Below are 25,032 nucleotides of genomic sequence, written 5' to 3'. Positions count from 1 at the left end.
CTCAACCGCCTTGGCAAGCTCACATGATGCGCGTATGGACCCCCCCGAAGGGGCCTGTCGGGCGGCGCAAGCTGCGTCCGTGCGTCCTGTTCATGTTCGTCGGCGGAGGCTTTTCGCCCGTCTTGCGGGGCGCCGTCGGCACAACGGACCGAGGGGACATGAAGTCGAGCTTTCAGGGATTGCGGACGCGGGCGGCCGGGGCGCTTGCGGGCGCTGCGGCGGCGTTCTGGAGCGCCTCCGCCATGGCCAGTGACCTGGTGGGCCAGCCGACGCCGGGTGGCATCGATCTGCAGCCGGGCGTCACGTCGCTGCGCCACGACGCCATCTTTTTCCACAACGTGATCCTGCTGCCGATCATCACGGCCATCACGATCTTCGTCCTGATCCTGCTCGCCTGGGTCATGATCAAGTTCAACAAGCGGGCCAACCCGGTCCCGGCGAAGTTCACCCACAACACGACGCTCGAGGTCGCCTGGACCCTGATCCCCGTGCTGATCCTGATGGTGATCGCGATCTTCTCGTTCCGGCTTCTGTTCGCCTACAACGACATGCCGAAGCCCGACGTGACGGTGAAGGCGGTCGGCTACCAGTGGTACTGGGGCTACGAATACCCCGATCACAAGATCGGCGAGTTCGTCTCCAACGTCCTGCCCGAGGATCAGTCCAAGGCCGAAGGGCGTCCGTTCCGTCTGGCCGCGACCGAGCCGCTCGTGGTGCCCGTGAACAAGGTGGTGCGCGTCCAGGTGACCGCGGCCGACGTGATCCACGCCTTCGCCGTGCCGGCCTTCGGCATCATCACCGACGCCGTCCCTGGCCGCCTGAACGAGACCTGGTTCAAGGCCGAGAAGACCGGCGTCTACTACGGCAACTGCCGCGAGCTGTGCGGCGTGGACCACGCCTTCATGCCGATCGAAGTCCGGGTCGTGACCCAGGAAGAGTTCGACGCCTGGGTCGCCAGCAAGGGCGGATCCAAGCCCGGCGCGGCGCCTGCCCCGTCGGTGACTTCGGCCTCCGCGGCCGCCGACGCGGGCCAGCCGGCCGCCGCCAGCGCGGTCAATCCGGCCGCTCCGGCGCCGGCGACCCCCGAACCCAAGGCGCCTGCTAGCGCTCCCGCCGCCACGTCCACGCCTGCGCCGACCGCGCCGGCCGCGAAATAATCAGGACCTGCGTACGATGGCTCACGCCGCCGCTCACGATCATCACGATCACGACCACAAGCCCAGCTTCTTCGTCCGGTGGTTCTTCTCGACGAACCACAAGGACATCGGCACGCTCTACATCATCTTCGCGATCATCGCGGGGATCATCGGCGGCGCGCTCTCGGGCCTGATCCGCCTCGAGCTCGCCGAGCCGGGCATCCAGCTCTTCAAGGAAGGCACCTGGCTGGCCCAACTGGGCCTGATCGACGCCTCGAAGCACGGCTACAACGTGGTCGTCACCGGCCACGCGCTCATCATGGTGTTCTTCGTGGTCATGCCGGCCACGATGGGCGGGTTCGGGAACTGGTTCGTGCCGCTGATGATCGGCGCGCCGGACATGGCCTTCCCGCGGATGAACAACATCTCGTTCTGGCTGCTCATGGCCGCTTTCAGCCTGCTGGTGCTGTCGATGTTCGTCGACGGCGGCCCCGGGCGCGGCTTCGGCGGTGGCTGGACGGCCTATCCGCCGCTGTCCACCAGCGGCCACACGGGCCCGTCGATGGATCTCGCGATCCTGTCGCTGCACCTCGCCGGCGCCAGCTCGATCCTGGGATCGATCAACTTCATCACCACGATCTTCAACATGCGCGCGCCGGGCATGACCCTGCACCGCATGCCGCTGTTCGCGTGGGGCGTGCTGATCACCGCCTTCCTGCTGCTGCTGTCGCTGCCGGTTCTGGCGGGCGCCATCACGATGCTGCTCACGGACCGCAACTTCAACACGCACTTCTTCAACGCGGCCGGCGGCGGTGACCCGGTGATGTACCAGCACCTGTTCTGGTTCTTCGGTCACCCCGAAGTGTACATCATGATCCTGCCGGGCTTCGGCATCATCAGCCACATCGTCTCCACCTTCTCGCGCAAGCCGGTGTTCGGCTACCTCGCCATGGCCTACGCCATGGTCGCCATCGGCTTCATCGGCTTCGTCGTGTGGGCGCACCACATGTACACGGTCGGCATGGGCATCGAGCTCCGCGCCTACTTCGTGGCCGCCACCATGGTCATCGCGGTGCCCACGGGGGTGAAGATTTTCTCGTGGATCGCCACGATGTGGGGCGGCTCCATCGAGTTCAAGGTGCCGATGCTCTGGGCGATCGGCTTCATCTTCCTCTTCACCGTGGGCGGCGTGACGGGCGTGGTCCTGGCCAACGCCGGCATCGACTACAGCCTGCATGACACCTACTACGTGGTGGCCCACTTCCACTACGTGCTGTCGCTGGGCGCCGTGTTCTCCATCTTCGCGGGCTTCTACTACTGGTTCGAGAAGATGTGGGGCGTGAAGTACAACGAGATCCTGGGCGCCCTGCACTTCTGGATCACGTTCGTCGGCGTGAACCTGATCTTCTTCCCGCAGCACTTCCTGGGCCTCCAGGGCATGCCGCGCCGGTACATCGACTATCCGGAAGCCTTCACCCTGTGGAACCAGGTGTCGACCTGGGGGTACTTCGTCACCATCATCGGCGTCGGCGTCTTCCTGCTGCTGCTGCTGGAGGCCGCGGTGCGTCGTCGCAAGGCCGAGGCCAACCCGTGGGGCGAAGGCGCGACCACCCTCGAGTGGACGCTCCCCTCGCCGCCGCCGTTCCACCAGTTCAACGAACTGCCGGTGGTCAAGCCCGACACCCACTGACACCCGGGCCTATCGATCCTATCTGGGGGGCGCGTTCCGGAAACGGGGCGCGCCCTTCGGGCATCTAGAGAGTAGTATCCATGGCCATGGCCACGGCTCCGACCAACTCCGCCCGCGCCGCCCGGTGGCAGGACTATGTCCAGCTCCTGAAGCCGCGCGTCATGTCGCTCGTGGTGTTCACGGCGGTCACCGGCCTCGTGTGCGCTGGCGCGCCGATCAATCCGGTGCTGGGCGCGGTGGCGGTGCTGTGCATCGCCGTGGGCGCGGGCGCCTCGGGCGCGCTCAACATGTGGTACGACGCCGACATCGACGCGAAGATGCGCCGCACCCGTGGCCGGCCGGTGCCGGCCGGCAAGGTGCAGGGGGCCGACGCCGCGGCGCTGGGCGTGGTCCTGTCGCTCTTCTCGGTGATGCTGATGGGCGTGGCCACCAACTGGCTCGCCGCGGGCCTGCTGGCCTTCACCATCGTCTTCTACGCCGTCGTCTACACGATGTGGCTGAAGCGCTGGACGACCCAGAACATCGTGATCGGAGGCCTCGCCGGCGCCCTGCCGCCCGTCATCGGATGGGCCGCCGCGACGGGGACGACCCCGCTGAACGCCTGGCTCCTGTGCGCCATCATCTTCATGTGGACGCCGCCGCACTTCTGGGCGCTCAGCCTCTATACGAGCGAGGACTACGCCAAGGCGGGCGTGCCGATGATGCCGGTGGTCAAGGGCGCGTCATCCACCCGCACCCAGATCCTGGTCTACAGCCTGCTGCTGGTCCCCATCTGCGTGGCGCCGGCCTTCACCGGGCTGGGCGGCGTCGCCTACCTTGCCGTCTCCGGCGTGGGCGGGCTGGTGTTCCTGCTGCTGGCGTGGCGCCTGTTCCGCAGTCGCGCGGGCGAGGCGGCCGATCCGCGCAATGACGACGGCCTCTACGACGTCCGGGCCGGCGCGCGGGATGCGCGCAACCTGTTCGCCTTCTCGATCCTGTACCTGGCCCTGCTGTTCGCCACGCTGCTGGGCGAGCATCTGCTTGGCGCCAAGCCTTTGGAGGTGTTCTGACCATGGTCAATTCGAACGGCGAGGATCCCGACGCCGCCAAGGCGCGGCGGGGTCGCAACATCGCCATCGCCCTCGGGCTCGTGGCCTTCGTGATCATCGTCTATGTCGTCACCGTAGCGCGGATGGGCGCCAATGTCCTCGAACGACCCCTCTGATCCCGTCCGCCGGCGGAACGTCCGCGTCGCCCTGGTGGCCGGCGCAGGCTTCTTCGTGATGCTGGGCGGGGCCTACGCATCTGTCCCGCTGTACCGCCTGTTCTGCCAGCTCACCGGGCTGGACGGCACCGTCCGCCGGGCCGACGCGGCCCCCGGCCAGGTGCTGGAGAAGACGGTCACGGTCCGGTTCGACGCCAACGTCCGCGATGTCCCCTGGAAGTTCACCGCCGAGCAGACCTCCCAGCAGGTGAAGATCGGCGAGACCAAGATCGCCTTCTTCAAGGTGACCAACACCTCGGACAAGCCGGTGACGGCGCGGGCCACCTACAACGTCGTGCCGGAGCAGGCGGGCGCCTATTTCCAGAAGCTTCAGTGCTTCTGCTTCACCGACCAGACCATCCCGGCCGGGGCCACGGTGGAGATGCCGGTGCTGTACTTCATCGATCCCGAGTACGCCTCCGACATCAACACGCGCGGCAAGACCGACGTCACGCTGAGCTACACCTTCTTCCAGACCGAAGCCCAGCAGGCCGCCGCCGAGCCGCCCAAGCGCGACAAGGCGAGCTAAACGCCGCAGCACGTGACGCGCCGCGGTCCGCCTTTCCCCCTTGGCGAAGGGTCGGGCGGGGGGCTATAGCGTCCGCGACTAAGTGCGCGCGACTCTCTATGGGCGCGCGTGAGGGGACAATTTGAGGGGTTGGCAGCGATGGCCGCTGGCGTGAAGCACGACTACCACCTGGTTGATCCGAGCCCCTGGCCGCTCGTCGGCTCGGTGACGGCCGCGATCATGGCGATCGGCGGCGTGGTCTGGATGAAGGGCCTGTTCGGCCTGCCGGAAGGCACGTCCTGGCTGTTCTTCGCCGGCTTGGCCGGCGTGCTGTTCACGATGGCCGGCTGGTGGACCGACGTGGTGAAGGAAGCCAACCGCGGCGACCACACCCCGGTCGTCTCCATCGGCCTGCGCTATGGCATGGTGTTGTTCATCGCCTCCGAGGTGATGTTCTTCGTCGCCTGGTTCTGGATGTTCTTCGAAATGGCCCTCTTCCACGGCGCGCGGACGCATGCGCCGATCGAGGAAGTGGCCGCCGCGTGGAAGAGCTGGCCGCCGCAGGGCGTCGAAGCCGTTCCCGCCTTCCAGCTTCCGCTGGTCAACACCCTGATCCTGCTGCTGTCGGGCACCACCGTCACGTGGGCTCACCATGCGCTCCAGGTCGGCGACCGCAAGAGCGCCAAGACCGGCCTGCTGCTGACGGTCCTGCTGGGTGCGGCCTTCACCGCCGTGCAGGCCTACGAGTACATGCACATCCTCGACCACAAGTACTTCTTCGGCGGCGAGGGCGCGGAGAACTCGGGTCTCTACGGTTCGACCTTCTTCATGGCGACCGGCTTCCACGGCTTCCACGTGCTGGTCGGCACCATCTTCCTGCTGGTCTGCCTCGTCCGCCTGATGGGCAAGGGCTTCACGCCCAAGCAGCACTTCGGCTTCGAGGCGGCGGCCTGGTACTGGCACTTCGTCGACGTTGTGTGGCTCTTCCTGTTCGCCTTCGTCTACGTGGTGTTCGGCGGCCCGGCCCACTGAGGCCGGTCGGTTGAGTGCGCCCAATCCGCTGGCGGCCGGCGCCCTCGGGCGCTGCCCGAACTGCGGTGAGGGCCACCTCTTCGAGGGCTTCCTCAAGGTCGCGCCGTCGTGCGAGGCCTGCGCCTACGACTTCTCCAAGGCTGACAGCGGCGACGGCCCCGCGGTGTTCGTGATCCTGATCGCGGGCTTCGTCGTGGCCTTCGCCGCGGTGTTCACCGAGTTCACGATCCATCCGCCGATCTGGGTCCACATGATCCTGTGGCTGCCGGCCACGCTGATCATCTCCCTGGGCCTGATGCGTCCGCTCAAGGGCCTGATGCTGGCGGCCCAGTTCATGAACAAGGCCTCCGAACACCGTCGTGGCGAATAGCGCCGTGGGTCGTGCCGAACCGCGCTTTCCGGTCGGGCTGACCGTCGCCACCGCCATTTCGCTGGCGATCCTCATCGGACTCGGGACCTGGCAGCTCCAGCGCCTGGCCTGGAAGCAAGAGGTCGTCGCGCGCATCGCCGCGCTGCAATCCGCGCCCGCCGTGGCGCTTGCGCCTACCCTCGCCCGCGCCGCCGGCGGCGGCGACGTCGAGTTCACCCGGGTGACGGCCGTCTGTCCCGGCCTGGCCGCCGCGCCCTTCCTCGAACTCTACGCGGTCCGGGATGGAAAGGCCGGGGTGCGGCTGATCTCGGCCTGCCCGATCGCCGCCGCGCCGTACGCCAGCGTCCTGGTCGACCGCGGCTTCGTGCCCGACACGGTCTCCGCCCGGCCGGCGGTGGACCCGGCGGCGCAGGCGCCCGTCGCCGTCGCCGGCGTCCTGCGTAGCCCTGAGCCGGCCAACACCTTCTCACCGGCCAATACCCCAGGCCGCTGGTACGTGCGCGACGTGGCCGCCATGGCCGCGCAGCTGAAGGCGCCGTCCCCGGCGCCGGTGTTCCTGATGGCCGAGACCTCCAGCAATCCGGGGTGGACCGCTCTGGAGCCGGCGCCCGTCCCGCTCAACATCGCCAACCGGCACCTCGAGTACGCCCTGACCTGGTATGGTCTTGCCGCGACCCTGCTCGGCGTCTATGCCGCCCTGCTTTTCAAACGCCGGAAGGGCTGATGCGCTACGTTTCCACCCGCGGCGAGGCCCCCTCGGTCGGCTTCACCGACGCCGTGCTCGGCGGTCTCGCCCCCGACGGCGGGCTCTACGTCCCCGAAATTTGGCCGACCTTCACGCGTGAAGAGATCGCCGCCTTCGCGGGCCGGCCCTACGCCGAGGTCGCCGCCAAGGTCCTCGGCGCGTTCGCCGGCGACGAAATCCCGGCGGCCGAGCTGCGCGCCATGTGCGACGAGGCCTACGCCACCTTCAGCCACGCCGCCGTGGTCCCGCTGGTGCAGATCGGGCCGGAGCAGTTCATCGCCGAACTGTTCCACGGGCCGAGCCTGGCCTTCAAGGACGTGGCGATGCAGATCCTCGCCCGCCTGTACGATCACATCCTGGGCCGGCAGGGCCGTCAGCAGACGATCCTCTGCGCCACCTCGGGCGACACGGGCGGTGCGGCTGTGGAGGCCTTCCGCGGCGCGAAGAATGTCCGCGTGGTCGCCATGTTCCCCGAGGGCCGCATCTCCGAGGTGCAGCGCCGGTTCATGACCACGGCCGAGGAGAAGAACATCGCCTGCGTGGCGGTGAAGGGCACCTTCGACGACTGCCAGGCGATCCTCAAGGACGCCTTCCAGGACAAGGCGCTGCGCCAGGCCGTCGACCTGGCGGCGGTCAACTCGATCAACTTCGCCCGCATCGCGGCGCAGTCGGTCTACTACTTCACCACCGCGGCGGCCCTCGGCGCCCCCGGCCGGGAGGTGAACTTCGTGGTCCCGTCGGGGAATTTCGGCGACGCCTTCGCCGGCTATGTCGCCCTGCGCATGGGCCTGCCGGTGAAGCGGATCGTGGTCGCCACCAACTCCAACGACATCCTGGCGCGCACCTTCTCGACCGGCCGCTACGCCCGGGGCGCCGTGCTGGCGACGCTGTCGCCGGCCATGGACATCCAGTCCGCCTCCAACTTCGAGCGCCTCTACTTCGAAACCGTCCAGCGCGAGCCAACCGAGACGGCGCGGGCGTTCGAGGCCTTCGCCAGGGCAGGGGCGATCGACATCCCGCCGGGCGCGTTGGCGGCCATGCAGTCCGTCTTCACGGGCGTCGCGATCGGCGAGGACGAGACGGTCCGGACCATCGTGTCGACGCTGAACGAGACGGGCGAACTCATCGACCCGCACACCGCCGTGGCCGTCGCGGCGCTGCGGCATGTGGATCTCGACGGTCCGACGGTGGTCCTGTCCACGGCCCACCCGGCCAAGTTCCCCGAAGACGTCGCCAAGGCCAGCGGCGTGACGCCCGCCCTGCCGCGCGGCACGGCCAGCCTCGCCGACCGCCCGGAACGCTTTGACCGCCTGCCGGGCGACGCCGAGACGATCAAGGCCTATGTCCGGGCCTTTGCGGAAGCCTGAGGATTTGACGCCGCGGGTGCATACCCTTTCCAACGGGGTGCGGGTGGTCTGCGACCCGATCCCGGGCTTCCAGACCGTGGCGCTGTCGGTGGTGGCTGGGCGGGGCGCGCGGTTCGAGGACCCGGCGCGCTCGGGCTGGTCGCACCTGCTGGAACACATGGTGTTCAAGGGGGCCGGCGGACGATCGGCCAAGGACATCGTCGAGGTCATCGAGGCCGAGGGCGGCCACATCAACGCCGCCACGGGCTATGAGCGCACCAGCTTTCAGGTCAGGGCGCTCAAGGGCGGGCTGGACCTTGGCTCGGCCGTGATCGCCGATCTCGTGCAGCGTCCGGCGATGGACGCCGGGGACCTCGTCCGCGAGAAGCAGGTCGTCGGCCAGGAGATCGCCGAGGCCGCCGACACGCCCGACGACTTCGTCTTCGACCTGGCCCAGTCCGCGGCGTTCGAAGGACAGGCGCTCGGGCGACCGATCCTGGGCGCGCCCAGCACCATCGGGACGGCCACGCCCGAGGCCCTGGAGGCCTGGCGCGCGGCGCTCTACGCTCCCGAGGCCCTGGTGATCAGCGCCGCCGGAGCGGTGGACGAGGACGAACTGCTTCGGCTGGCCGAGCGCGACTTCGGCGCGGCGCGCGGAACGGCCGCGCCGGGCCCGGAACCCACCGCCTTCACCGGCGCCGTGCGCACCGTGGCCAAGCGGCTGGAACAGGCCAACGTCGTCCTGCTGCTGCCTGCCGTTGGCGTGAAGGACCCCGACTACTTCGCCCTGCGCCTGCTCGCCGAGATCCTGGGCGGGGGGATGGCCTCCCGCCTCTTCCAGGAAGCGCGGGAGAAGCGGGGACTCGCCTACGCCATCGACGCCTATTCCGAGACCTATGCCGACGTCGGCGTGCTGGGCGTTTTCGCCGGATGCGACGCCAAGGACGCCGCGGAGCTGGCCCAGGTGACCATCGACGAACTGAAGGGCCTGACCGACCTGGTGGGCGAGGCCGAACTCTCCCGCGCCAAGGCCCAGCTCAAGGGGGCCATGTTCATGGGGCGGGAGTCCGCCCTGGCGCGCGCCGAGCAGGCGGCCGGGCAGGTGCTGGTCTTCGGCCGTACGCTGGACCCGGACGCCGTCGCGGAGGAGGTGGACGCGGTCACGGCCCGCCAGCTCGCCGACCTGACCGCCCGCATCCTCGCGCCGCGCAAGGCCGCGGTGGCGATCCTCGGGCCCAAGGCGGCCCTGCCCGCCGCCGAACGATTCCAGGCGGCGCTCACCGCCTGACCGCGGCGCACTTGACCCGGCCGCGAATTCCGCGACGCTCCGCCTATGGCTCTGCTGGACTGGATCGCGCCGGAAAGCGGCCTTCGCGTCGAAGGCGAGGGCGTACGGCTGCGTCCGCCGCGAGCGTCCGACTATTCCGAATGGCGCGAACTGCGCGCTCAGAGCCGCGCCTTCCTGCAGCCGTGGGAACCGACCTGGCCGGCCGACGACCTGTCGCGGGCCGCGTTTCGCCGGCGCCTGCTGGCCTATGCGCGGGATCGGGAGCTGGGGGTCGCCTATCCCTTCTTCATCATCCGCTCGTCGGACGACGCGCTCACCGGCGGCATCACCCTCTCCAACGTCCGAAGGGGCGTGGCCCAGATGGGCTCGGTCGGTTACTGGTGCGGCCGGCCGTTCACGCGCCAGGGCCTGACGCTGGCGGCCGTCAGGGCGCTTTGCGACTTCGCCTTCCGGACGCTGGCCCTCCACCGCCTCGAGGCGGCGTGCATTCCCGAGAACCAGCCCTCGCGCGATCTCCTGAAGAAAGCCGGGTTCGCGGAAGAGGGATTTGCCCAGGCTTATCTTAAAATTAACGGCGAATGGCGAGACCATGTGCTGTTCGGCCGTATCAGTCCCCACCGGGGTCACGAGGGGCCGGACGAGGGGGTGTCGGTCTAAAGGGGGCCGGCGCCCGCAACGCGGGCTCTAGTTCAGGACTCCATGGCGAACGACCGCTGGATGTGGGACGCCACGGCCACCTTCGAGGCCCTGGGCGCGGCTGAAGTCGCGCTCTGGATGTGGGAGCCGGAGAAGGACCGTCTGCGGCTGACGGGCGCGACGCGCGCCCTCGGCCTGGGACCGCTCGCGCCCGATTGCTCGTCCGCCGCCCTCCGCGCCCTCGCCCTGCCGCAGGACCGCGCGATCGCCGAGGACATCCTGCGAGTCCAGGAGCCGGGCAGTGAAGTCGCCGTCCGTCTGCGCCTTCGCGGCGGTGAGCCGTGCGTCTGGCGCGGGGTCTGGCTGGAGGAGGGCGTCCGCGCCGCCGGCGTGGTGGCGGCCGAGATGCGCTTCGCCGCCAGCGGCCTCGACCATCTGACCGGCCTCGCCGACCGCAAGAGCTTCATCGCCATGGCGCGCGAGCGCCTGCAGGCGCCCGGACAATACGAACTGATCGTCGCCGACCTCGACCGGCTGCGTCGCCTGAACGAGGCCTTGGGCCACGAACGCGCCGACCTGGTGCTGGCCGCGCTCGGCTCCCGCCTGGCCGCAGCCTTCCCGCCGGGCGCCCTGCTGGCGCGGATCGGCGAGGACGAGTTTGCGACGCTGGCCCCGGTGGAGGTGTCGCCGGGCGCCGAGGCGCTGCGGCGGGCGTTGGAGCAGCCGCTCCGCGTCGCCGGCTTCGACATCCACCCGACGCTGTCCATCGGCGCCGTCGAGGCCCCGGGCGGCGAGGACGCGCCCGAGGCCGCCGAACTGCTGCGCCGCGCCGAACTGGCCGTCGAATCGGCCAAGAGCAACGGCCGCGGCGGCGCGGCCGCCTATGGCCGGGGCCTGGAGACCGACGGCCTGTCCCGCCTGGCGCTGGAGGGCGACCTCAAGGGCGCCCTGCGCCGTGGCGAGCTGACGCCGTTCTATCAGCCGATCGTCCGCCTCTCGACCGGCGCCCTGTCGGGGTTCGAGGCGCTCGTGCGCTGGCGGCATCCGCGCCGCGGGCTGCTGATGCCCGAGCAGTTCCTGCCGCTCTGCGAGGAAATGGGGCTGATGGCCGAGCTCGGCGCGATGATGATGCGCGAGGGCGCCCGCCAGCTCGCCGCCTGGCGTCAGCGCCACGTGGCCGCCGGCGAACTGACCGTCGCCGTGAACCTGTCCACCGGCGAGATCGACCGCCCCGACCTGATCGCCGACGTGGAAGCGATCCGCCGCGAGACCGGCCTGCCGCCGGGCGCGCTGAAGCTCGAGGTCACGGAAAGCGACGTCATGCGCGATCCCGACCGGGCCGCCGTGGTGCTGCGCAGCCTGCGCGCCGCCGGCGCGGCCCTCGCCCTGGACGACTTCGGCACCGGATTCTCGTCGCTGAGCTACCTCACCCGCCTGCCGTTCGACACGCTCAAGATCGACCGCTACTTCGTCCGCACCATGGCCACCAACGAAGGCTCGGCTAAGATCGTCTCGTCGGTCGTCAAGCTGGGTCAGGACCTCGACATGGAGGTGGTGGCCGAGGGCGTCGAGAACGCCGGCATGGCCCGCCAGCTCCTGGCCCTGGGCTGCGACTATGGCCAGGGCTTCGGCTACGCTCCGGCGCTGAGCGCCCAGGAGGCCGAGGTCTATCTCAACGAAAGCTACGTCGACGGCGCGGCGCCGGTGAAGGCGCGCGGCTAGCCTGCTACGCCCGCCCGGCCTCGGCGCTGAGGAACTTCGGATCGATCCCGAGCTTGCCGAGCGCGCGGGCCCACTTGGTGTCGTAGTCGTCGTCGAACACCAGCGCCTCATCGGCCTCGACGGTCAGCCAGACGTTCTGGCGAATCTCCTGTTCCAGCTGCCCTCCGCCCCAACCAGCGTAGCCCAGCGCCAGCAGCGCCCGGCGCGGATGCGCGCCGCCGGCGCCCATGGCTTCCAGCACCTCGCGCGTGGTGGTCAGCGCATAGCCGCCGTCGACGTTGAGGCTGTGCTCGGCCTGATAGTCGCCGGTGTGCAGCACGAAGCCGCGCTCCATCTCCACCGGTCCGCCCAGCACGACCAGATCCTCCGGTGCGTCGTCCTTGACCTTGATCTCCAGCCGCTCCAGCAGGTCGGGGACGGTCAAGCCCTCCACGGGACGGTTCACGGCGATGCCCATGGCGTGCTCGGCGTCGTGGGCGCAGACGAAGATCAGCGCGCGCTCGAAGCGCGGGTCGCCGATCCCCGGCATGGCGATCAGCAGCTGGCCTGAGAGGAAACCGCCTTCCATCGCCCTACAGATTCGGCCGGAACGCGGCGACATCAAGGGGCAAGACGGAACCGGCGCCAGAAATCGTGGTTACGGCCGCGACCGGTTCTCGGCTATCTCAGCTGTCCAACCGGATGGAGGACCCGATGACGATCAAAGTGGGCGACAAGCTGCCGAACGTGACCCTCACCCAGGCGACCGCCGAGGGGCCGAAGCCGGTGCAGACCGACGACTTCTTCAAGGGCAGGACCGTGGCGCTGTTCGCCGTGCCGGGCGCCTTCACGCCCACCTGCTCGGCCAAGCACCTGCCGGGCTTCAAGCAGCACGCCCCCGACCTGAAGGGCAAGGGCGTCGACGAGATCGCCTGCCTGTCGGTCAACGACGCCTTCGTGATGCGCGCCTGGGGCGAGGACCAGGCGGTGGGCGAGGACATCGTCATGCTGGCCGACGGCAACGGCGCCTTCACCGACGCCATCGGCCTTTCCATGGACGGCAGCAAGTTCGGCATGGGCAAGCGCTCGCAGCGCTACTCGATGATCGTCAAGGACGGCGTCGTGAAGGAGCTGAACGTCGAGCAGGGCGGCGAATTCAAGGTCTCGGCCGCCGACTACATGCTGGCCCAGCTCTAGCGCGGAGGCGGCCGCGTCGTCCCCGACGCGGCCGCGCCGCAACCTCGGCGGGCCGACCCGATGACCGTGTCGCCCGACAGGGGAGTCGCCTTGTCCGCGCCCCCAGGAGTCGAGGTTAATGCGAGGCAAGGGCAGGGAGGCCCGAGCCATGACGATGAAGACCCAATGGGTTGCGGTGCTCGCCGCGACGATCCTCAGCTCGGCTGGTGCGGCGCACGCGGGGATCGTGTTCTCGGACAATTTCAATGGCGAGAACGGCGGTGTCTCCGCCCTCAACTACGCAGGCTTCGCCAACTTCACCGTCAGCGACGGTACGGTCGACCTACTCAACGGCTTCCCAGGCCTCTCCTGCGTCAGCGGTGGATGCGTGGACCTCGACGGATCGACGGGCAATGCCGGGACCATGATGACCAGCGGCCTGTTCAGCTTCAACGCGGGCGACGTCGTCACCTTCAGCTTCGACCTCAGCGGCAACCAGCGCAACGGCGCTCAGGACAGCTTCACCGCGGGCTTCAAGTTCGCGGGCGTGACGGCGCTTGACTACTACAGCACCGGCGGTGCGTTCGGCGTTGCGACGCCGTTCACCAATTTCTTTACCGGCGACATCAATACCTCCGCCGGCGTGGCCAGCGGCTCGCCCTTCCAGACCTACACCCTGAGTTTCCGGGCCGCCTCCGCCGGACAGACCCGCATCTACATCGGAGCGGCCGGCGGCGATAATATCGGCCCGATCGTCGACAACGTGACGCTTAGCACCACGGCTGTGCCCGAACCGTCCACCTGGGCGATGATGCTGCTCGGCTTCGGGAGCTTGGGAGCGATCCTGCGCCGCCGCCGGGCTCCGGCCTACGCCTGATGCGGAAACGGCCGGCTTACGAAGCGTGAGCCGGCCTCGCCGAAGCGCCAGGGCTTCTCGGCGGCCTTGGTGATCCCGATGCGTGGCCCAACAATGACCCCCGCCGCCCGTCCGGGCCGCAGCTCGAACGGGGCGTGGTCGAGCCGCGCCCCGTCATGCTCCCGCGTGACGCCCAGCGCCTGGCACAGCTTGCCGGGTCCCGAGCAGAGCCCGCGGGGCTCAGTGAGCCCGCGGCGCTCCGTCATGATCGACAGCCCCGCCGTCGGCTCCAGCGCCCGGATCAGCACCGCCGAACCCTCGCCGGCCTCGCCCGAGACGAAGTTCATGCACCAGTGGATGCCGTACGAGCGGTAGACGTACAGGTGCTCGGGCGGCCCGAACATCACCCGGTTGCGGGCGGTGGGCCCGGCATAGCTGTGCGAGGCGGGGTCCTCGTGGTGGTAGGCCTCGGTCTCGACGATCCGGCCGCCGACGCCATTCACGAACACCTCCCATCCGATCAGGTCGCGCGCGACCGCCGTGGGGTGGCGGGTCCAGAACGCTTGACGGTCCGCAATCGAAGGTCCGGAATGGCGAGAAGCAGAAGACGACATAGGGGGAGGATGCGCCATGGCGTACGTCGAAGGCCAGACGATCCACGACGCCGACAGCCACATCATGGAGCTGCCGGGCACGATCCATCGCTACATCGATCCGAAGCATCGCGCCGCGTTTGTCGAGAAGACGGGCCGCAAGGACGTGCTGCCCGAGTGGTTCGCCAAGGCGTCCGACCGCCACGATGATCCGGAGTTCCGCGCCGGGGCCGAGGCCAACATCCTGCTGCGCAAGAACTATGAGGCCCTGGGCGCCTTCCGCGCGGACGACCGGCCGGCGACGCTGGACTACCTGGGCTTCGCCAGCCAGCTCGTGTTCACCACCGCCTGCCTTTCGAACTGGGGCCTGGAGCAGATGGGCGAGGTCGAGCTCGCGATCGAGGCGGCCCGCGCCCACAACCGCATGATGACCGAGTTCTGCAGCGTCGATCGCCGGCTTCTGGCGACCGGCTACGTGCCGCTGATCGACCGCCAGCGCGCGCCGCAGATCGCCCGGGAGGCTATCGAGCTGGGCGCCAAGGGCCTGGTCGTTCCTTCCCGCCACCCGCCTGGCTTCTCGCCCAGCCATCGCGAGCTGGACCCGCTGTGGGCGGTGGCTGAGGAAGCGGGCCTGCCGATTCTCTTCCACGTGGGTGGGGAGGAGAAGATGGCCAAGGACTACCTGGAGAACGGCCTGCCCTACGTGAAGGACTTCCACGGCGGCGACGAGAATTTCACCTCCCTGACCTTCATGGCGATTCCGCTCAGCGTCTGGCAGACCCTGTCGGCGCTGGTGATCGACGGGGTCTTCGACCGGTTCCCGCGCCTGAAGTTCGGGGCCATCGAGCTGGGCGCCTCCTGGCTGCCCAGCCTGATGAAGTTCCTGGATTCCGGCTGCGCGGCCTTTGGCCGGGAGGAGCGGTTGCAGCGCCTCAGCGGCAAGCCGTCCGAGATCCTGCGCCGCCAGCTCCGCGTCACGCCCTATCCGCACGAGGATGTGGCCTGGATCATGGAGAACTCGGGCCAGGACATGGTGCTGTTCTCGTCCGACTACCCCCACGTGGAGGGCGGCCGAAACCCGCTGAAGCGGTTCAATGACAGCCTGGCGGGCGTCAGCGACGCCGGCCGGCGGGCCTTCTACCGCGACAACTTCATCGACCTGATGGGCAAGGGGCTCGATCCTTCGCTGCACGACCTGCCGTCGCTGCAGGCGGCGTGAGCGAGCCTCAGGCCGGCTCCGCCAGCGCCGCGGCGGAGGCGGATGTCGCGCGACCGATGGCCTCCAGCAGGTCGGCGAGTTCGATCGGCTTGGCGCAGTGGTCTGTGAAGCCCTGGTCGAGATAGCGCTGACGTCCCCCGGAGGCGACGTCGGCGGTCAGGGCGATGACCGGTGTCGCCTGGTTCGGGCCCGGCGCCGCGCGCAGCCGCCGAAGCAGATCGAGCCCCGTCATGCCCGGCATCTGGATGTCGCTGAGCACGAGGTCGTAGGCCGAGCCGGCAAGAGCGGCCAGCGCCTCGGGCCCGCTCGCCGCGCTCTCCACCACCAGGTCGAGACTGCTGAGGAGCTGGTCGAGGACCATCAGGTTCACGGGGTTGTCGTCGACGGCCAGGATGCGGAGGCGAGGAAAGGGCGCGCTCAACAGGTGCTCGTCGGCGTCGGGTTCCTCGGCCGGGGCTGAGGCCAGGTCCAGCGGCAGCTCCACGTGGAAGGTGGAACCGGTCCCCAGCTCGGTCTCGACCCACACGCGCCCGTCCATGAGCTCGACGAGCTGGCGGACGATGGCGAGGCCGAGCCCCGCACCGCCGTGGCGTCGCTCGTCCGAGCGGTCGGCCTGGGAGAAACGGTCGAACAGTCTCGGGACCTGTTCCTCGGCGATGCCGGGCCCGGTGTCGCGCACCGACAGGCGCACGCGGGCCTCGCCGGGGCCGCGGCGCGTCGCATGGACGATCACGTCGACCGACCCGGAGTCTGTGAACTTCAGGGCGTTGCCGACCAGGTTGAACAGGATCTGACGGAGACGGACCGCATCGGCCATCACCCAGGCGGGCGTCTCCGGCGTCATCCGCAGGTTCAGCTCCAGGCCGCGCTCCTGGGCCCTGGGGGTCCAGAAGGCGACCAGCCGATCGAGAAGTCCATGCAGGTCGGTCGGCGCGGCGACGATCTCCAGCCGCCCGGCGTCGATCCTGGCCACGTCGAGCACGTCGTTGAGGATCGCGAGCAGGTGTTCGCCGGATTGGATCAGCACGTCCAGGCGTTCGGCCTGCCCTGGGTTGGCCTCGTCCCGGCGCAGCAGGCGGGCCATGCCGAGCACGCCGTTCATGGGTGTCCTGATCTCGTGGCTCATGGTCGCGAGAAAGGCCGATCGCGCCTGGCTGGCCTCGGCCGCGGCCTCGCGGGCGGCGTCCGCCGCCGCGCGTTCGGCCACGCTCTGCATGAACGCGCGATGCCAGTTGCTGATGGTGGTGGAGGCTCCGCTGGACGAGACGGCGAACACGGCGAGCAGCACCAGGGCGGCCGGCAGCAGCGCAAGGACGGCGATCGGCGGCAGCAGGACAGCCGCGACCACCAGGACCTCGATCGCCATCGGCGCGGCGAAGGCCCAGAAGATCTTGGGGGACAACGCGCTGGCGCCTCCCGCCACCATGAGCAACGTGGCGAGCTGAAGGCCGAACAGCATCAGCTCGGCGACTCCACGGCCGGCGAGCACCATGGCGAGGGTCGGCGCCGTGTAGGCCAGCGTGCGCGCCAGTGAAAGCAGCGCCAAGCGGCGGTGGCCCGCCGTCTCGTCGGCGCCCACGCTCTCGGCGAACCAATGGCCCAGGATCCGCTGCATCGCCGCGTCGAACGCGGTCGCGCCCACGAACAGGCAGGCGGCCAGCATGGGGTGGCCCAGCAGCAGGATTCCGGCCGCGGTCAGCGCGTTCGCCAGCGCGTGGACGCTCACGGGCAGGCGGAAGGCGCTCAGGGCGAGCTGATAGGTGGTGAGATTGACGTCCACGACGCCGGCGACGGGCGGGGCCCGCACCTCGTCCGTCTCGGCCGTCGCCATCGTCACACTCCCCCGAATGGCGGAGCTTTAGCCGCCGGGAGGTAAACCGTTGGCGAACGCCGGGGTTGAGTTGACCTCTCCTATCCGGCGAGCGCCGCCGCGGGCGTCGATTCCAGGTCGTTGGCGTCGGTCTCGGCGATGGCGTCGGCCAGGCCCGGTGTCAGGGCCAGCACTTGGCTGGCGTAGACCCGCGCCAGGGCGCGCTTGCTTTGCAGCCAGGGGTCGTCCGATCCGGCCGCCGCCAGGGCCTGGCGCCCCAGGATCCAGCCGCCGACCACGTCGCCGGCCAGTTTCAGGAACGGCGTCGCGGCCGCGAGCGCCGCCGCGTTATCGGCGGCCAGCAGCCAGTCGGTCGCGCGCTCCAGGGCGGCGACTCCGGCGGCGAGGCGGTTGCCGACCGGGGCCAGCCCGGCGTTGTCGGCCAGCGCGTCGGCCGAGCCGGCGATCTCCGCGCAGAGGGCGCGCAGGGTCTCACCTCCGTTGGAGCGCACCTTGCGGCCGATCAGGTCGATGGCCTGGATGCCGTTGGTGCCTTCGTAGATCGGGGCGATGCGGGCGTCGCGATAGTGCTGGGCCGCGCCGGTCTCCTCGATGAAGCCCATGCCGCCGTGGACCTGCACGCCGGCCGAGGCGACCTCGACGCCGATGTCGGTGGACCAGGCCTTGGCGATCGGGGTCAGCAGTTCCTGGCGCGCCTTGGCGGCGGCGCGTTCCTCCGGCGTCTCGGCGCGATGGGCGACGTCGGCGAGGACCCCGGTGGTCAGGCAGATGCCGCGCGCGGCCTCAATCTTGGCCTTCGACAGCATCAGCGTACGGCGCACGTCCGGATGGCCATAGAGGCCGTCGCCGCCCCAGGCCGCGCGGCCTTGCACGCGCTCCTGGCTGAAGGTCAGCGCCTGCTGGAACGCCCGCTCGGCGATCGCCACGCCCTGTACGCCCACCTGCAGGCGCGCGGCGTTCATCATGACGAACATGTGGGCCAGCCCCTGGCCCAGCTCGCCGACCAGCTCGGCCTCGGCGTCCTCGTAGACCATGACGCAGGTGGGGGAGCCGTGGATGCCCAGCTTGTGCTCGATGGAGGCGGGCCGGAAGCTGTTGCGCGGACCCAGCGACCCGTCGTCCTTCACCTGGAACTTGTTGGCCAGGAACAGGCTGATGCCCTTCACGCCCGGAGGCGCGTCCGGGGTGCGGGCGATAATCAGGTGGCAGATGTTGTCCGCCGCGTCGTGGTCGCCCCAGGTGATGAAGATCTTCTGGCCCGAGAGCAGCCAGCCGCCCTTGCCGTCCGGCCGAGCGATGGAGGTGAGGGCGGCGAGGTCGGAGCCGGCCTGCGGCTCGGTCAGGCACATGGCGCCGGTCCATTCCCCCGAGACCAGCTTGGGCAGCACCAGCGCCTTCTGGCGTTCCGTTCCGTGCAGGGTCAGCGCCTCGATCGCGCCCTGGGTCAGCATCGGGCAGAGGCCGAACGCCATGTTGGCCGCGTGCACCATCTCGAAGACCGCCAGCTCCATGGCCTTGGAGAGGCCCTGGCCCCCGTGCTCGGGCGGGGCGGACAGCGAGTTCCAGCCCTGCTCCACGAAGGCGCGGTAGGCGTCGGCGAAGCCGGGTGCGGCCGTGACCGCGCCATTGGCGTAGCGCGCCCCCTCCAGGTCGCCCTTGCGGTTCAGCGGCGCCAGCTCGTTGTCGGCGAAGGCGCCGGCCGCCTCCAGCACCGCCTGCACCGTCGCCTCGTCCAGATCGGGGAAGGCGCTGGCAAGGAGTTGCGGATGGCCGACGGTCTTCAGGGCGAAGGCCAGGTCGCGGACGGGGGCGCGGAAGGTCATGGGCGTCCTCTGGAAGTTCGGCCGCGTTCTAGTGCGCACGGTGCGGCGCGCGCACGCAAAATCTCGCGAGCCGGCTAGGATGGGCGCTTCCGGAGGCCGCATTGCCGAATCTGATCCGCCCGCTCGCCATCCTCGCGGCCCTGCTCCTGGCGCTCCCGGCCCGTTCGGCGCCCGACCCCGTGCAGGCGCCGGCAGGCGTCTATCGGCTTGACCCCTCGGCGTCCCGGCTGACGGCGCGCGCATCGCTCTTCGGCGGTCTCTACCACTATCCGCTCCGCTTCACGGTCCTGGACGGGCGGCTGGACCACGAGCCGGCCGATCTGGCCGGTTCGCCCGTCTGGATCACGGTCGATCCCCGGTCGCTGGATGCGCCCGACAAGACAGGCGTCCGCGCCGCGCTCGCGCTGTTCGAGCCGGATCGCTACCCGACCATAGCCTTCCGTTCACGGGCCTATCGGCCGGGGCGGGACGGGCGCGGCGTCCTCTCGGGCGACCTCACGCTCCACGGGGTCAGCCGGCCGCTGACGCTGGACGTGATCCTGACCACGGCGGAACCGCGCCGGCTGGCTTTTACCGGCAAGGGCAAGGTGCGGCGGTCCGAACACGGGATGACGTCGGCCCGGCTCGTCACCGGCGACGTCATCGACCTGACCTTCGATGTGGAGTTCGTCCGCAAGTAGGCGCGGCCGGCAAGGCGGTGTAACGAGCCCCCGGTGAGCGGGACGGCAGCAACATCCACGGTGGCTGAGGCGGCGCGGGCGTTGAACGCCGGCGGCCTCGTGCTGATGCCGACGGAAACCGTCTATGGCCTGGCCGCCGACGCGGCCAACCCGCGCGCGGTGGCCGCCGTCTACGAAGCCAAGGGCCGGCCCAGCTTCAATCCCCTGATCGCCCACGTGGCGGACCTGGCCATGGCGCGCGGGATCGCCCGGTTCGACGCGCGGGCCGAGGCGCTGGCGGCGCGGTTCTGGCCGGGTCCGCTCACCCTGGTGCTGCCGATCGCGGACGAGGTGGCGGTCTGCGACCTCGCTCGGGCGGGGCTCGACACCGTTGCGGTGCGCGCGCCCGGCCATCCGCTCGCGCACGCATTGATCGAAGCGCTCGGCCGCCCGGTCGTGGCCCCATCGGCCAACCGCTCGGGTCGGCCGAGCCCGACCACCTTCGCCGACGCCGTGGAGGAGACCGGCGCCGCCGCCGCGGCTGCGCTCGACGGCGGTCCCTGCGCCGTCGGCCTGGAGTCCACCGTCGTGGCCCTCCTGGACCAGCCGCGCCTGCTGCGACCGGGCGCCGTCACCCGGGCCGAGATCGAGGCGGTGGTCGGCCCGCTCGACGAGGCCGACGACGACGCCAGGCGCTCGCCCGGGCGCCTCGCCCGCCACTACGCCCCCAACGCGCCGGTGCGCCTGGAGGCCGAGACGCCAAACCCGGGCGAGGCCTGGCTGGCGTTCGGCCCAGGCGGGCACGGACCCTGGAACCTCAGCCCTTCCGGCGACCTCGCCGAAGCGGCCGCCAACCTCTTCGCCTTCCTGCGCGCCGCCGACCGCACGGCCCCGGCCGGCATCGCCGTCGCCCCCATCCCGCACGAGGGCCTGGGCGAGGCGATCAACGACCGGCTCAAGCGCGCCGCCGGGTTTGTGGGCTAGGCTTCGAAGGCCTAGATTTCCGCACATGACCGCGCCCGTCCCTGCCGATGTGATCTCACGCCTCAAGGCCGTGCTGGGGCCGGGGGGATTCAGCGAGGACGCCGAGCGCATTGCGCCCAAGCTTGTGGAATGGCGCGACCGCTGGGTCGGGACCACGCCGTTCCTCGCCCTGCCCAGGACGACGGAGGAGGTCGCCGCGGTGGTCGGCGTCTGCTTCGAGGCCGGCCAGGCGATCACGATCCAGGGCGGCAACACCGGCCTCGTGGGCGGCCAGATCCCCCAGGGCGAGATCCTCCTGTCCACCGAGCGGCTGTCGTCGATCCGCGAGGTGGACGCGCTGGATGATGCGCTGATCGCCGAGGCGGGCGTCACCCTGTCGCGCGTGCACGAGGCGGCCGCCGAGGTGCGGCGCCGCTTCCCGCTGGGGCTGGCGTCCGAGGGCTCGGCGACGGTGGGCGGAGTGGTCTCCACCAACGCCGGGGGCACCCAGGTGCTGCGCTACGGCATGGCCCGAAATCTCGTGCTGGGCCTGGAGGCGGTGCTGCCCAACGGCGAGGTCTGGAACGGCCTCAAGCGCCTGCGCAAGGACAACACCGGCTACGACCTCAAGCAGTTCCTGATCGGCGCGGAAGGCACGCTGGGCGTCGTCACCGCGGCGGCGCTGAAGCTCTATCCGGTGATGGCCTCGCGGGCCGTGGCGATGATCGGGGTCTCGAGCCCGGACGATGCGATCCGTCTGCTGGCCCGCGCCAAGGACGAGACGGGCGGCGCGGTCGAGGCCTTCGAACTCATGGGCCGGTTGGGTATCGACTTCGCCCTCAGGAACATCGCCGGCACCCGCGATCCGCTGGCCGCGCCGCATCCCTGGTACGTGCTGGCCGAGTTCGCTTCGGGCGAGCCGGGATCGGCCGAAACGGCGATGGAGCGCTTCCTGGCGAAGGGCCTCAAGGACGGCCTCGTGCGGGACGCCGTTGTGGCGCAGACGGACACCCAGGCCAAGGCGCTGTGGGCCATCCGCGAGAACCAGTCGCCGGCCCAGAAGCCCGAGGGGGCCACCTGGAAGCATGACGTGGCGGTGCCGGTCAGCCTCGTGCCGCGGTTCCTGGAGGAGGCGTCGGCCGCCATGCGGGCGCTGGTCCCCGGCGCGCGGATCGCCGCCTTCGGCCACGTGGGCGATGGCAACATCCACTACGATGTCCTGCGGCCCGACGGCGGCTCGGACGCCGAGCATTCCGCCCTGCGCGACCGGGGCTCGCGCATCGTCCACGACCTCGTCGCCTCGCTGGGCGGCTCGATCAGCGCCGAGCACGGCCTGGGGGCGATGAAGACGGCCGAGGGCGCCCGCTACAAGTCGGAGGTCGAGCTTGCCGCCCAGCGTGCGATCCGCCTGGCGCTGGACCCGAAGCGCATCCTCAATCCGCGGGTCCTCTTCTAGGCGGTCTGGCTGTCCAGCACCTGCCGGATCTTGCGGGCGAGCTGCTCGATGGTGAACGGCTTGGGCAGGAACGCCACGTCCGCGTCCAGCATCCCGTTGTGGACGATGGCGTTGCGCGTGTAGCCGGTGGTGTAGAGCACCTTCAGGCCCGGCCGCTGCTCGCGCGCCCGGTCGGCCAGCCGCCGCCCGTCCAGGTCGGGCATCACCACGTCGGTGAACAGCAGGTCGATACGCGGCTGCAGGGTCAGCACGGTCATCGCCTGTCCGGCGTCGGCGGCCTGGACGACGGTGTAGCCCAGCTCGCGCAGGGCATCGACCGACAGGTGCCGCACGCGCTCGTCGTCCTCGACCACCAGCACGATCTCGTCGGTCGAGCCGTGGGGCAGTTCGCCGACCGGCCGCTGCTGGGTGTCGAGCGCTTCCAGCTCGCCCATGTTGCGCGGCAGGTAGATCTTGATCGAGGTCCCGACGCCCGGCTCGGAATAGATCTTCACGTGCCCGTGGCTCTGTTTGACGAAGCCGTGCACCTGGCTGAGGCCCAGGCCCGTGCCCCGTCCGGCGCCCTTGGTGGTGTAGAAGGGGTCGAACGCCCGCTCCACGACCTCGGGCGGCATGCCGGTGCCGGTGTCGGTCACCGAGATCATCACATACTGGCCGGCCTGCACGTCGTTGTTGGCGGCGGCGTAGTCATCGTCGAGGTGAGCGTTTGCCGTCTCGATGGTCAGCCGACCGCCGTCCGGCATGGCGTCGCGGGCGTTGACGCACAGGTTGACGATGGCGTTCTCGAGCTGGGCCGGGTCGGCGAAGGTGCGCCACAGGCCGCCGGCCAGCACCGTCTCGACGCGCATGTTCTCGCCGATGGTCCGCCGCAACAGCTCGGACATCCCGCCGACCAGCTTGTTGACGTCCAGCACCTTGGGGTCCAGCGGCTGCTGGCGCGAGAAGGCGAGCAGCCGGGCGGTGAGCTGGGCCGCGCGGTTGGCGCCTTCCAGGGCGTTGTCGATGCAGCCCTCGGCGCGGACCGGGTCGGTCTTGAGCCGGCGCTTGGCCAGGTCCAGCGAGCCGATGACGATGGCCAGCATGTTGTTGAAGTCGTGCGCGATGCCGCCGGTGAGCTGGCCGATCGCCTGCATCTTCTGGAACTGGCGGACCTGGGACTCGGCGGCTTCACGGCTTGCGGCCTCCTGCTCCAGGCGCGTGTTGGCCTCGGCCAGGGAGTTGCGCGCCTCGACCGCCGTGCGGAGGCGACGCCGGGCGTCGGTGAAGGCCATCAGACCCAGCGCCAGGACCGCGACACCCGCGGCGATCAGCGCGCCTCGCAGCACCGCGCCCTGGAGGCGGGCCCCCGCTGCGCGATCTTCGAGCTGGCGCGCCTCCTCGGCCTTCATCTCGGCGACGATGGCCCGCATCTCGTCCATGTAGCGGCGTCCGCGCTCCAGCTCATCGGCGAAGCTCTCGACCGGCTCGCCCCGGTCCGCGCGCTCAAGATTGGACTTGAGCAGGCTCGCGCGGGCGGCGGCGGCGGCGCGAAGCTGCCTAACCCGCTCGGTCTGGGCCGGATGCTCGGCTACGGCGTCGGCGAGATCCGCGATCTGCCGGTCCAGCGTGGTCGCCGCACGCTCGTAGGGCTCAAGGAAAGTCGTGCGGTGGGTCAGCAGGTATCCCCGCTGGCCGGTCTCCGCATCCTGCAGGGTGGACAGCACTGAGCTGAGGCGATTGTCCACCTCCAGCGTTTGGCGGACGCGGGCCGCGGCCTGGTCCTGGCGCTCGCTCAGCCAGACGGTGCCCAGCACGAGGACGGCCAGGACGGCGAAGCCCGCGATCAGGCTCAGCAGCGCGCGGTCGTTGCGGATCGGCCTCATGCCCCCTCATGGCTGACCCGGATCGGGCACACAAGATCAAGGTCGTCGCAGCATGCCGGCCGCCCTTGGCGCCGGCGGCATGTCGCGGCTAAGGAGCGCCGATGCTGATCGTGCTCTCCCCGGCCAAGGCGCTGAATTTTGCTGCCGGCCCGGAGTCCGCGCCGCTCACCCTGCCGCAACTCGCCGACCAGACGGCCGAACTGGCGCAGACCACCCGCAAGCTGCGCGCCGCCGACCTCAAGAAGATGATGGCCCTGTCCGACAGCCTGGCCCAGCTCAACCGCGAGCGGTTCCAGGCCTTCGATCCGGCCAGCGAGGACGGGCTGCAGGCCGCCTTCGCCTTCAACGGCGACGTCTATGCGGGGCTGAAAGCCCGGGAACTCGACAAGAAGGCCCTGGCCTGGGCCCAGGATCACGTGCGGATCCTGTCGGGGCTCTATGGCGTGCTGCGTCCGCTCGACGCCATCCAGCCCTACCGCCTGGAGATGGGCGTCCGGATCAAGACGAAGCGCGGCCAAAGCCTCTACGACTTCTGGGGGCCCCGCATCGCAGAGGCGCTCAACGCGACCGCCGCCGGCCACAAGGACCGGACGCTCGTGAACTGCGCCAGCGAGGAATACTTCGGCGCCGTGGACCGCGCGGCGCTGAAGCTGCCGGTGATCTCCTGCCGCTTCCTCGAGGAGAAGGACGGCGAGGCCCGGATCGTCTCCTTCTACGCCAAGCGGGCGCGGGGGATGATGGCGCGCTACGCCATCGACAATCGGATCGGGCGCGCCGCCGACCTGCGCGGCTTCGACGTGGACGGCTACCGCTTCCGGCCCGAGCTGTCCTCGGACGACACCTTCACCTTTTCGCGGCCGCAGCCTCCGCCGCCGAGCCAGCAACGCAAGGAGGCCTGA

Annotated in this window: 24 protein-coding genes; 19 read left to right on the top strand and 5 right to left on the bottom strand. The window is 70.1% G+C overall.

The genetic code is table 11. The features are described from left to right. Positions 1 to 158: 158 nt before the first annotated feature. From coxB to DJ019_RS14100, 12 genes are all read left to right on the top strand, one after another. Complete coding sequence (gene coxB, locus DJ019_RS14150) at positions 159 to 1,157, top strand: cytochrome c oxidase subunit II (RefSeq protein WP_111276857.1); 999 nt, start codon at positions 159 to 161, stop codon at positions 1,155 to 1,157. Positions 1,158 to 1,173: 16 nt separating this feature from the next. Next, positions 1,174 to 2,826, top strand: a complete 1,653-nt coding sequence (gene ctaD / locus DJ019_RS14145) for a cytochrome c oxidase subunit I (protein WP_111276701.1) — start codon at positions 1,174 to 1,176, stop codon at positions 2,824 to 2,826. An 80-nt stretch (positions 2,827 to 2,906) separates the two neighbouring features. Further along, on the top strand, positions 2,907 to 3,875 hold the full coding sequence (cyoE, locus tag DJ019_RS14140) for a heme o synthase (protein ID WP_111276700.1): 969 nt from the start codon (positions 2,907 to 2,909) through the stop codon (positions 3,873 to 3,875). A 2-nt stretch (positions 3,876 to 3,877) separates the two neighbouring features. Then, on the top strand, positions 3,878 to 4,030 hold the full coding sequence (locus tag DJ019_RS20995) for a hypothetical protein (RefSeq protein ID WP_165844019.1): 153 nt from the start codon (positions 3,878 to 3,880) through the stop codon (positions 4,028 to 4,030). Beyond that, on the top strand, positions 4,008 to 4,598 hold the full coding sequence (locus DJ019_RS14135) for a cytochrome c oxidase assembly protein (protein ID WP_111276699.1): 591 nt from the start codon (positions 4,008 to 4,010) through the stop codon (positions 4,596 to 4,598). Before DJ019_RS20995 ends, DJ019_RS14135 begins: the two co-directional genes overlap by 23 nt. A 138-nt stretch (positions 4,599 to 4,736) precedes the next feature. Continuing rightward, positions 4,737 to 5,609 carry a cytochrome c oxidase subunit 3 gene (locus DJ019_RS14130; protein ID WP_111276698.1) on the top strand — a complete coding sequence of 291 codons (873 nt, stop codon included), beginning with the start codon at positions 4,737 to 4,739 and terminating at the stop codon, positions 5,607 to 5,609. 10 nt (positions 5,610 to 5,619) lie between these two features. Beyond that, on the top strand, positions 5,620 to 5,979 hold the full coding sequence (locus DJ019_RS14125) for a DUF983 domain-containing protein (protein WP_111276697.1): 360 nt from the start codon (positions 5,620 to 5,622) through the stop codon (positions 5,977 to 5,979). A gap of 4 nt (positions 5,980 to 5,983) precedes the next feature. Continuing rightward, positions 5,984 to 6,703 (top strand): SURF1 family protein, encoded by a 720-nt coding sequence (locus DJ019_RS14120; protein WP_111276696.1) that lies wholly within the window; start codon positions 5,984 to 5,986, stop codon positions 6,701 to 6,703. After that, entirely contained in the window at positions 6,703 to 8,091 is a 1,389-nt protein-coding gene (gene thrC, locus DJ019_RS14115; protein ID WP_111276695.1) for a threonine synthase, read from the top strand. Before DJ019_RS14120 ends, thrC begins: the two co-directional genes overlap by 1 nt. Before the next feature lie 4 nt (positions 8,092 to 8,095). Next, positions 8,096 to 9,358: a M16 family metallopeptidase gene (locus DJ019_RS14110; RefSeq protein ID WP_205854167.1), complete on the top strand. Its 1,263-nt coding sequence runs from the start codon at positions 8,096 to 8,098 to the stop codon at positions 9,356 to 9,358. Between the two features lie 45 nt (positions 9,359 to 9,403). Further along, positions 9,404 to 10,015 carry a GNAT family N-acetyltransferase gene (locus DJ019_RS14105; RefSeq protein ID WP_111276693.1) on the top strand — a complete coding sequence of 204 codons (612 nt, stop codon included), beginning with the start codon at positions 9,404 to 9,406 and terminating at the stop codon, positions 10,013 to 10,015. Positions 10,016 to 10,057: 42 nt separating this feature from the next. Further along, positions 10,058 to 11,716 (top strand): putative bifunctional diguanylate cyclase/phosphodiesterase, encoded by a 1,659-nt coding sequence (locus tag DJ019_RS14100; protein WP_111276692.1) that lies wholly within the window; start codon positions 10,058 to 10,060, stop codon positions 11,714 to 11,716. A 4-nt stretch (positions 11,717 to 11,720) separates the two neighbouring features. Here the strand turns inward: DJ019_RS14100 and DJ019_RS14095 are convergent, their stop codons facing one another. Then, on the bottom strand, positions 11,721 to 12,284 hold the full coding sequence (locus DJ019_RS14095; RefSeq protein ID WP_111276691.1) for a YqgE/AlgH family protein: 564 nt from the start codon (positions 12,282 to 12,284) through the stop codon (positions 11,721 to 11,723). Positions 12,285 to 12,409: 125 nt separating this feature from the next. Between DJ019_RS14095 and DJ019_RS14090 the strand changes: the two genes are divergently transcribed. Beyond that, positions 12,410 to 12,892 carry a peroxiredoxin gene (locus DJ019_RS14090; protein ID WP_111276690.1) on the top strand — a complete coding sequence of 161 codons (483 nt, stop codon included), beginning with the start codon at positions 12,410 to 12,412 and terminating at the stop codon, positions 12,890 to 12,892. Positions 12,893 to 13,040: 148 nt separating this feature from the next. Continuing rightward, on the top strand, positions 13,041 to 13,748 hold the full coding sequence (locus DJ019_RS14085; protein WP_205854166.1) for a PEPxxWA-CTERM sorting domain-containing protein: 708 nt from the start codon (positions 13,041 to 13,043) through the stop codon (positions 13,746 to 13,748). Here the strand turns inward: DJ019_RS14085 and DJ019_RS14080 are convergent. Beyond that, a complete protein-coding gene (locus DJ019_RS14080) occupies positions 13,739 to 14,341 on the bottom strand; it encodes a DNA-3-methyladenine glycosylase (RefSeq protein WP_240606484.1) in 603 nt (200 codons plus the stop codon). The two genes, DJ019_RS14085 and DJ019_RS14080, sit on opposite strands and share 10 nt — an antisense overlap. A 16-nt stretch (positions 14,342 to 14,357) precedes the next feature. Here DJ019_RS14080 and DJ019_RS14075 point away from each other — a divergent pair, with 16 nt between their 5' ends. Further along, positions 14,358 to 15,539 (top strand): amidohydrolase family protein, encoded by a 1,182-nt coding sequence (locus DJ019_RS14075; RefSeq protein ID WP_111276688.1) that lies wholly within the window; start codon positions 14,358 to 14,360, stop codon positions 15,537 to 15,539. Between the two features lie 7 nt (positions 15,540 to 15,546). Here DJ019_RS14075 and DJ019_RS14070 read toward each other — a convergent pair whose 3' ends face one another. Both DJ019_RS14070 and DJ019_RS14065 read right to left on the bottom strand, forming a co-directional pair. Next, positions 15,547 to 17,370, bottom strand: a complete 1,824-nt coding sequence (locus DJ019_RS14070) for an ATP-binding protein (RefSeq protein ID WP_111276687.1) — start codon at positions 17,368 to 17,370, stop codon at positions 15,547 to 15,549. Positions 17,371 to 17,450: 80 nt separating this feature from the next. Further along, entirely contained in the window at positions 17,451 to 19,193 is a 1,743-nt protein-coding gene (locus DJ019_RS14065) for an acyl-CoA dehydrogenase family protein (protein WP_111276686.1), read from the bottom strand. A 101-nt stretch (positions 19,194 to 19,294) separates the two neighbouring features. Between DJ019_RS14065 and DJ019_RS14060 the strand changes: the two genes are divergently transcribed. Genes DJ019_RS14060 through DJ019_RS14050 form a run of 3 tightly spaced genes read left to right on the top strand, consistent with a single transcriptional unit; the run spans position 19,295 to position 22,271 of the window. Next, entirely contained in the window at positions 19,295 to 19,873 is a 579-nt protein-coding gene (locus tag DJ019_RS14060) for a YceI family protein (RefSeq protein WP_111276685.1), read from the top strand. Positions 19,874 to 19,906: 33 nt separating this feature from the next. Beyond that, entirely contained in the window at positions 19,907 to 20,836 is a 930-nt protein-coding gene (locus DJ019_RS14055; protein ID WP_111276684.1) for an L-threonylcarbamoyladenylate synthase, read from the top strand. Positions 20,837 to 20,861: 25 nt separating this feature from the next. After that, positions 20,862 to 22,271: an FAD-binding oxidoreductase gene (locus tag DJ019_RS14050; protein ID WP_111276683.1), complete on the top strand. Its 1,410-nt coding sequence runs from the start codon at positions 20,862 to 20,864 to the stop codon at positions 22,269 to 22,271. Here the strand turns inward: DJ019_RS14050 and DJ019_RS14045 are convergent. Continuing rightward, positions 22,268 to 24,133: a CHASE3 domain-containing protein gene (locus DJ019_RS14045; RefSeq protein WP_111276682.1), complete on the bottom strand. Its 1,866-nt coding sequence runs from the start codon at positions 24,131 to 24,133 to the stop codon at positions 22,268 to 22,270. The two genes, DJ019_RS14050 and DJ019_RS14045, sit on opposite strands and share 4 nt — an antisense overlap. 101 nt (positions 24,134 to 24,234) lie before the next feature. Here DJ019_RS14045 and yaaA point away from each other — a divergent pair, with 101 nt between their 5' ends. Then, complete coding sequence (gene yaaA / locus DJ019_RS14040; RefSeq protein WP_111276681.1) at positions 24,235 to 25,032, top strand: peroxide stress protein YaaA; 798 nt, start codon at positions 24,235 to 24,237, stop codon at positions 25,030 to 25,032.

Source organism: Phenylobacterium kunshanense (genome assembly GCF_003254525.1).
Taxonomy (GTDB): Bacteria; Pseudomonadota; Alphaproteobacteria; order Caulobacterales; family Caulobacteraceae; genus Phenylobacterium; species Phenylobacterium kunshanense.
Note: the sequence above shows the minus strand (reverse complement) of the source record. Positions and strands in the feature narration are given on the sequence as shown.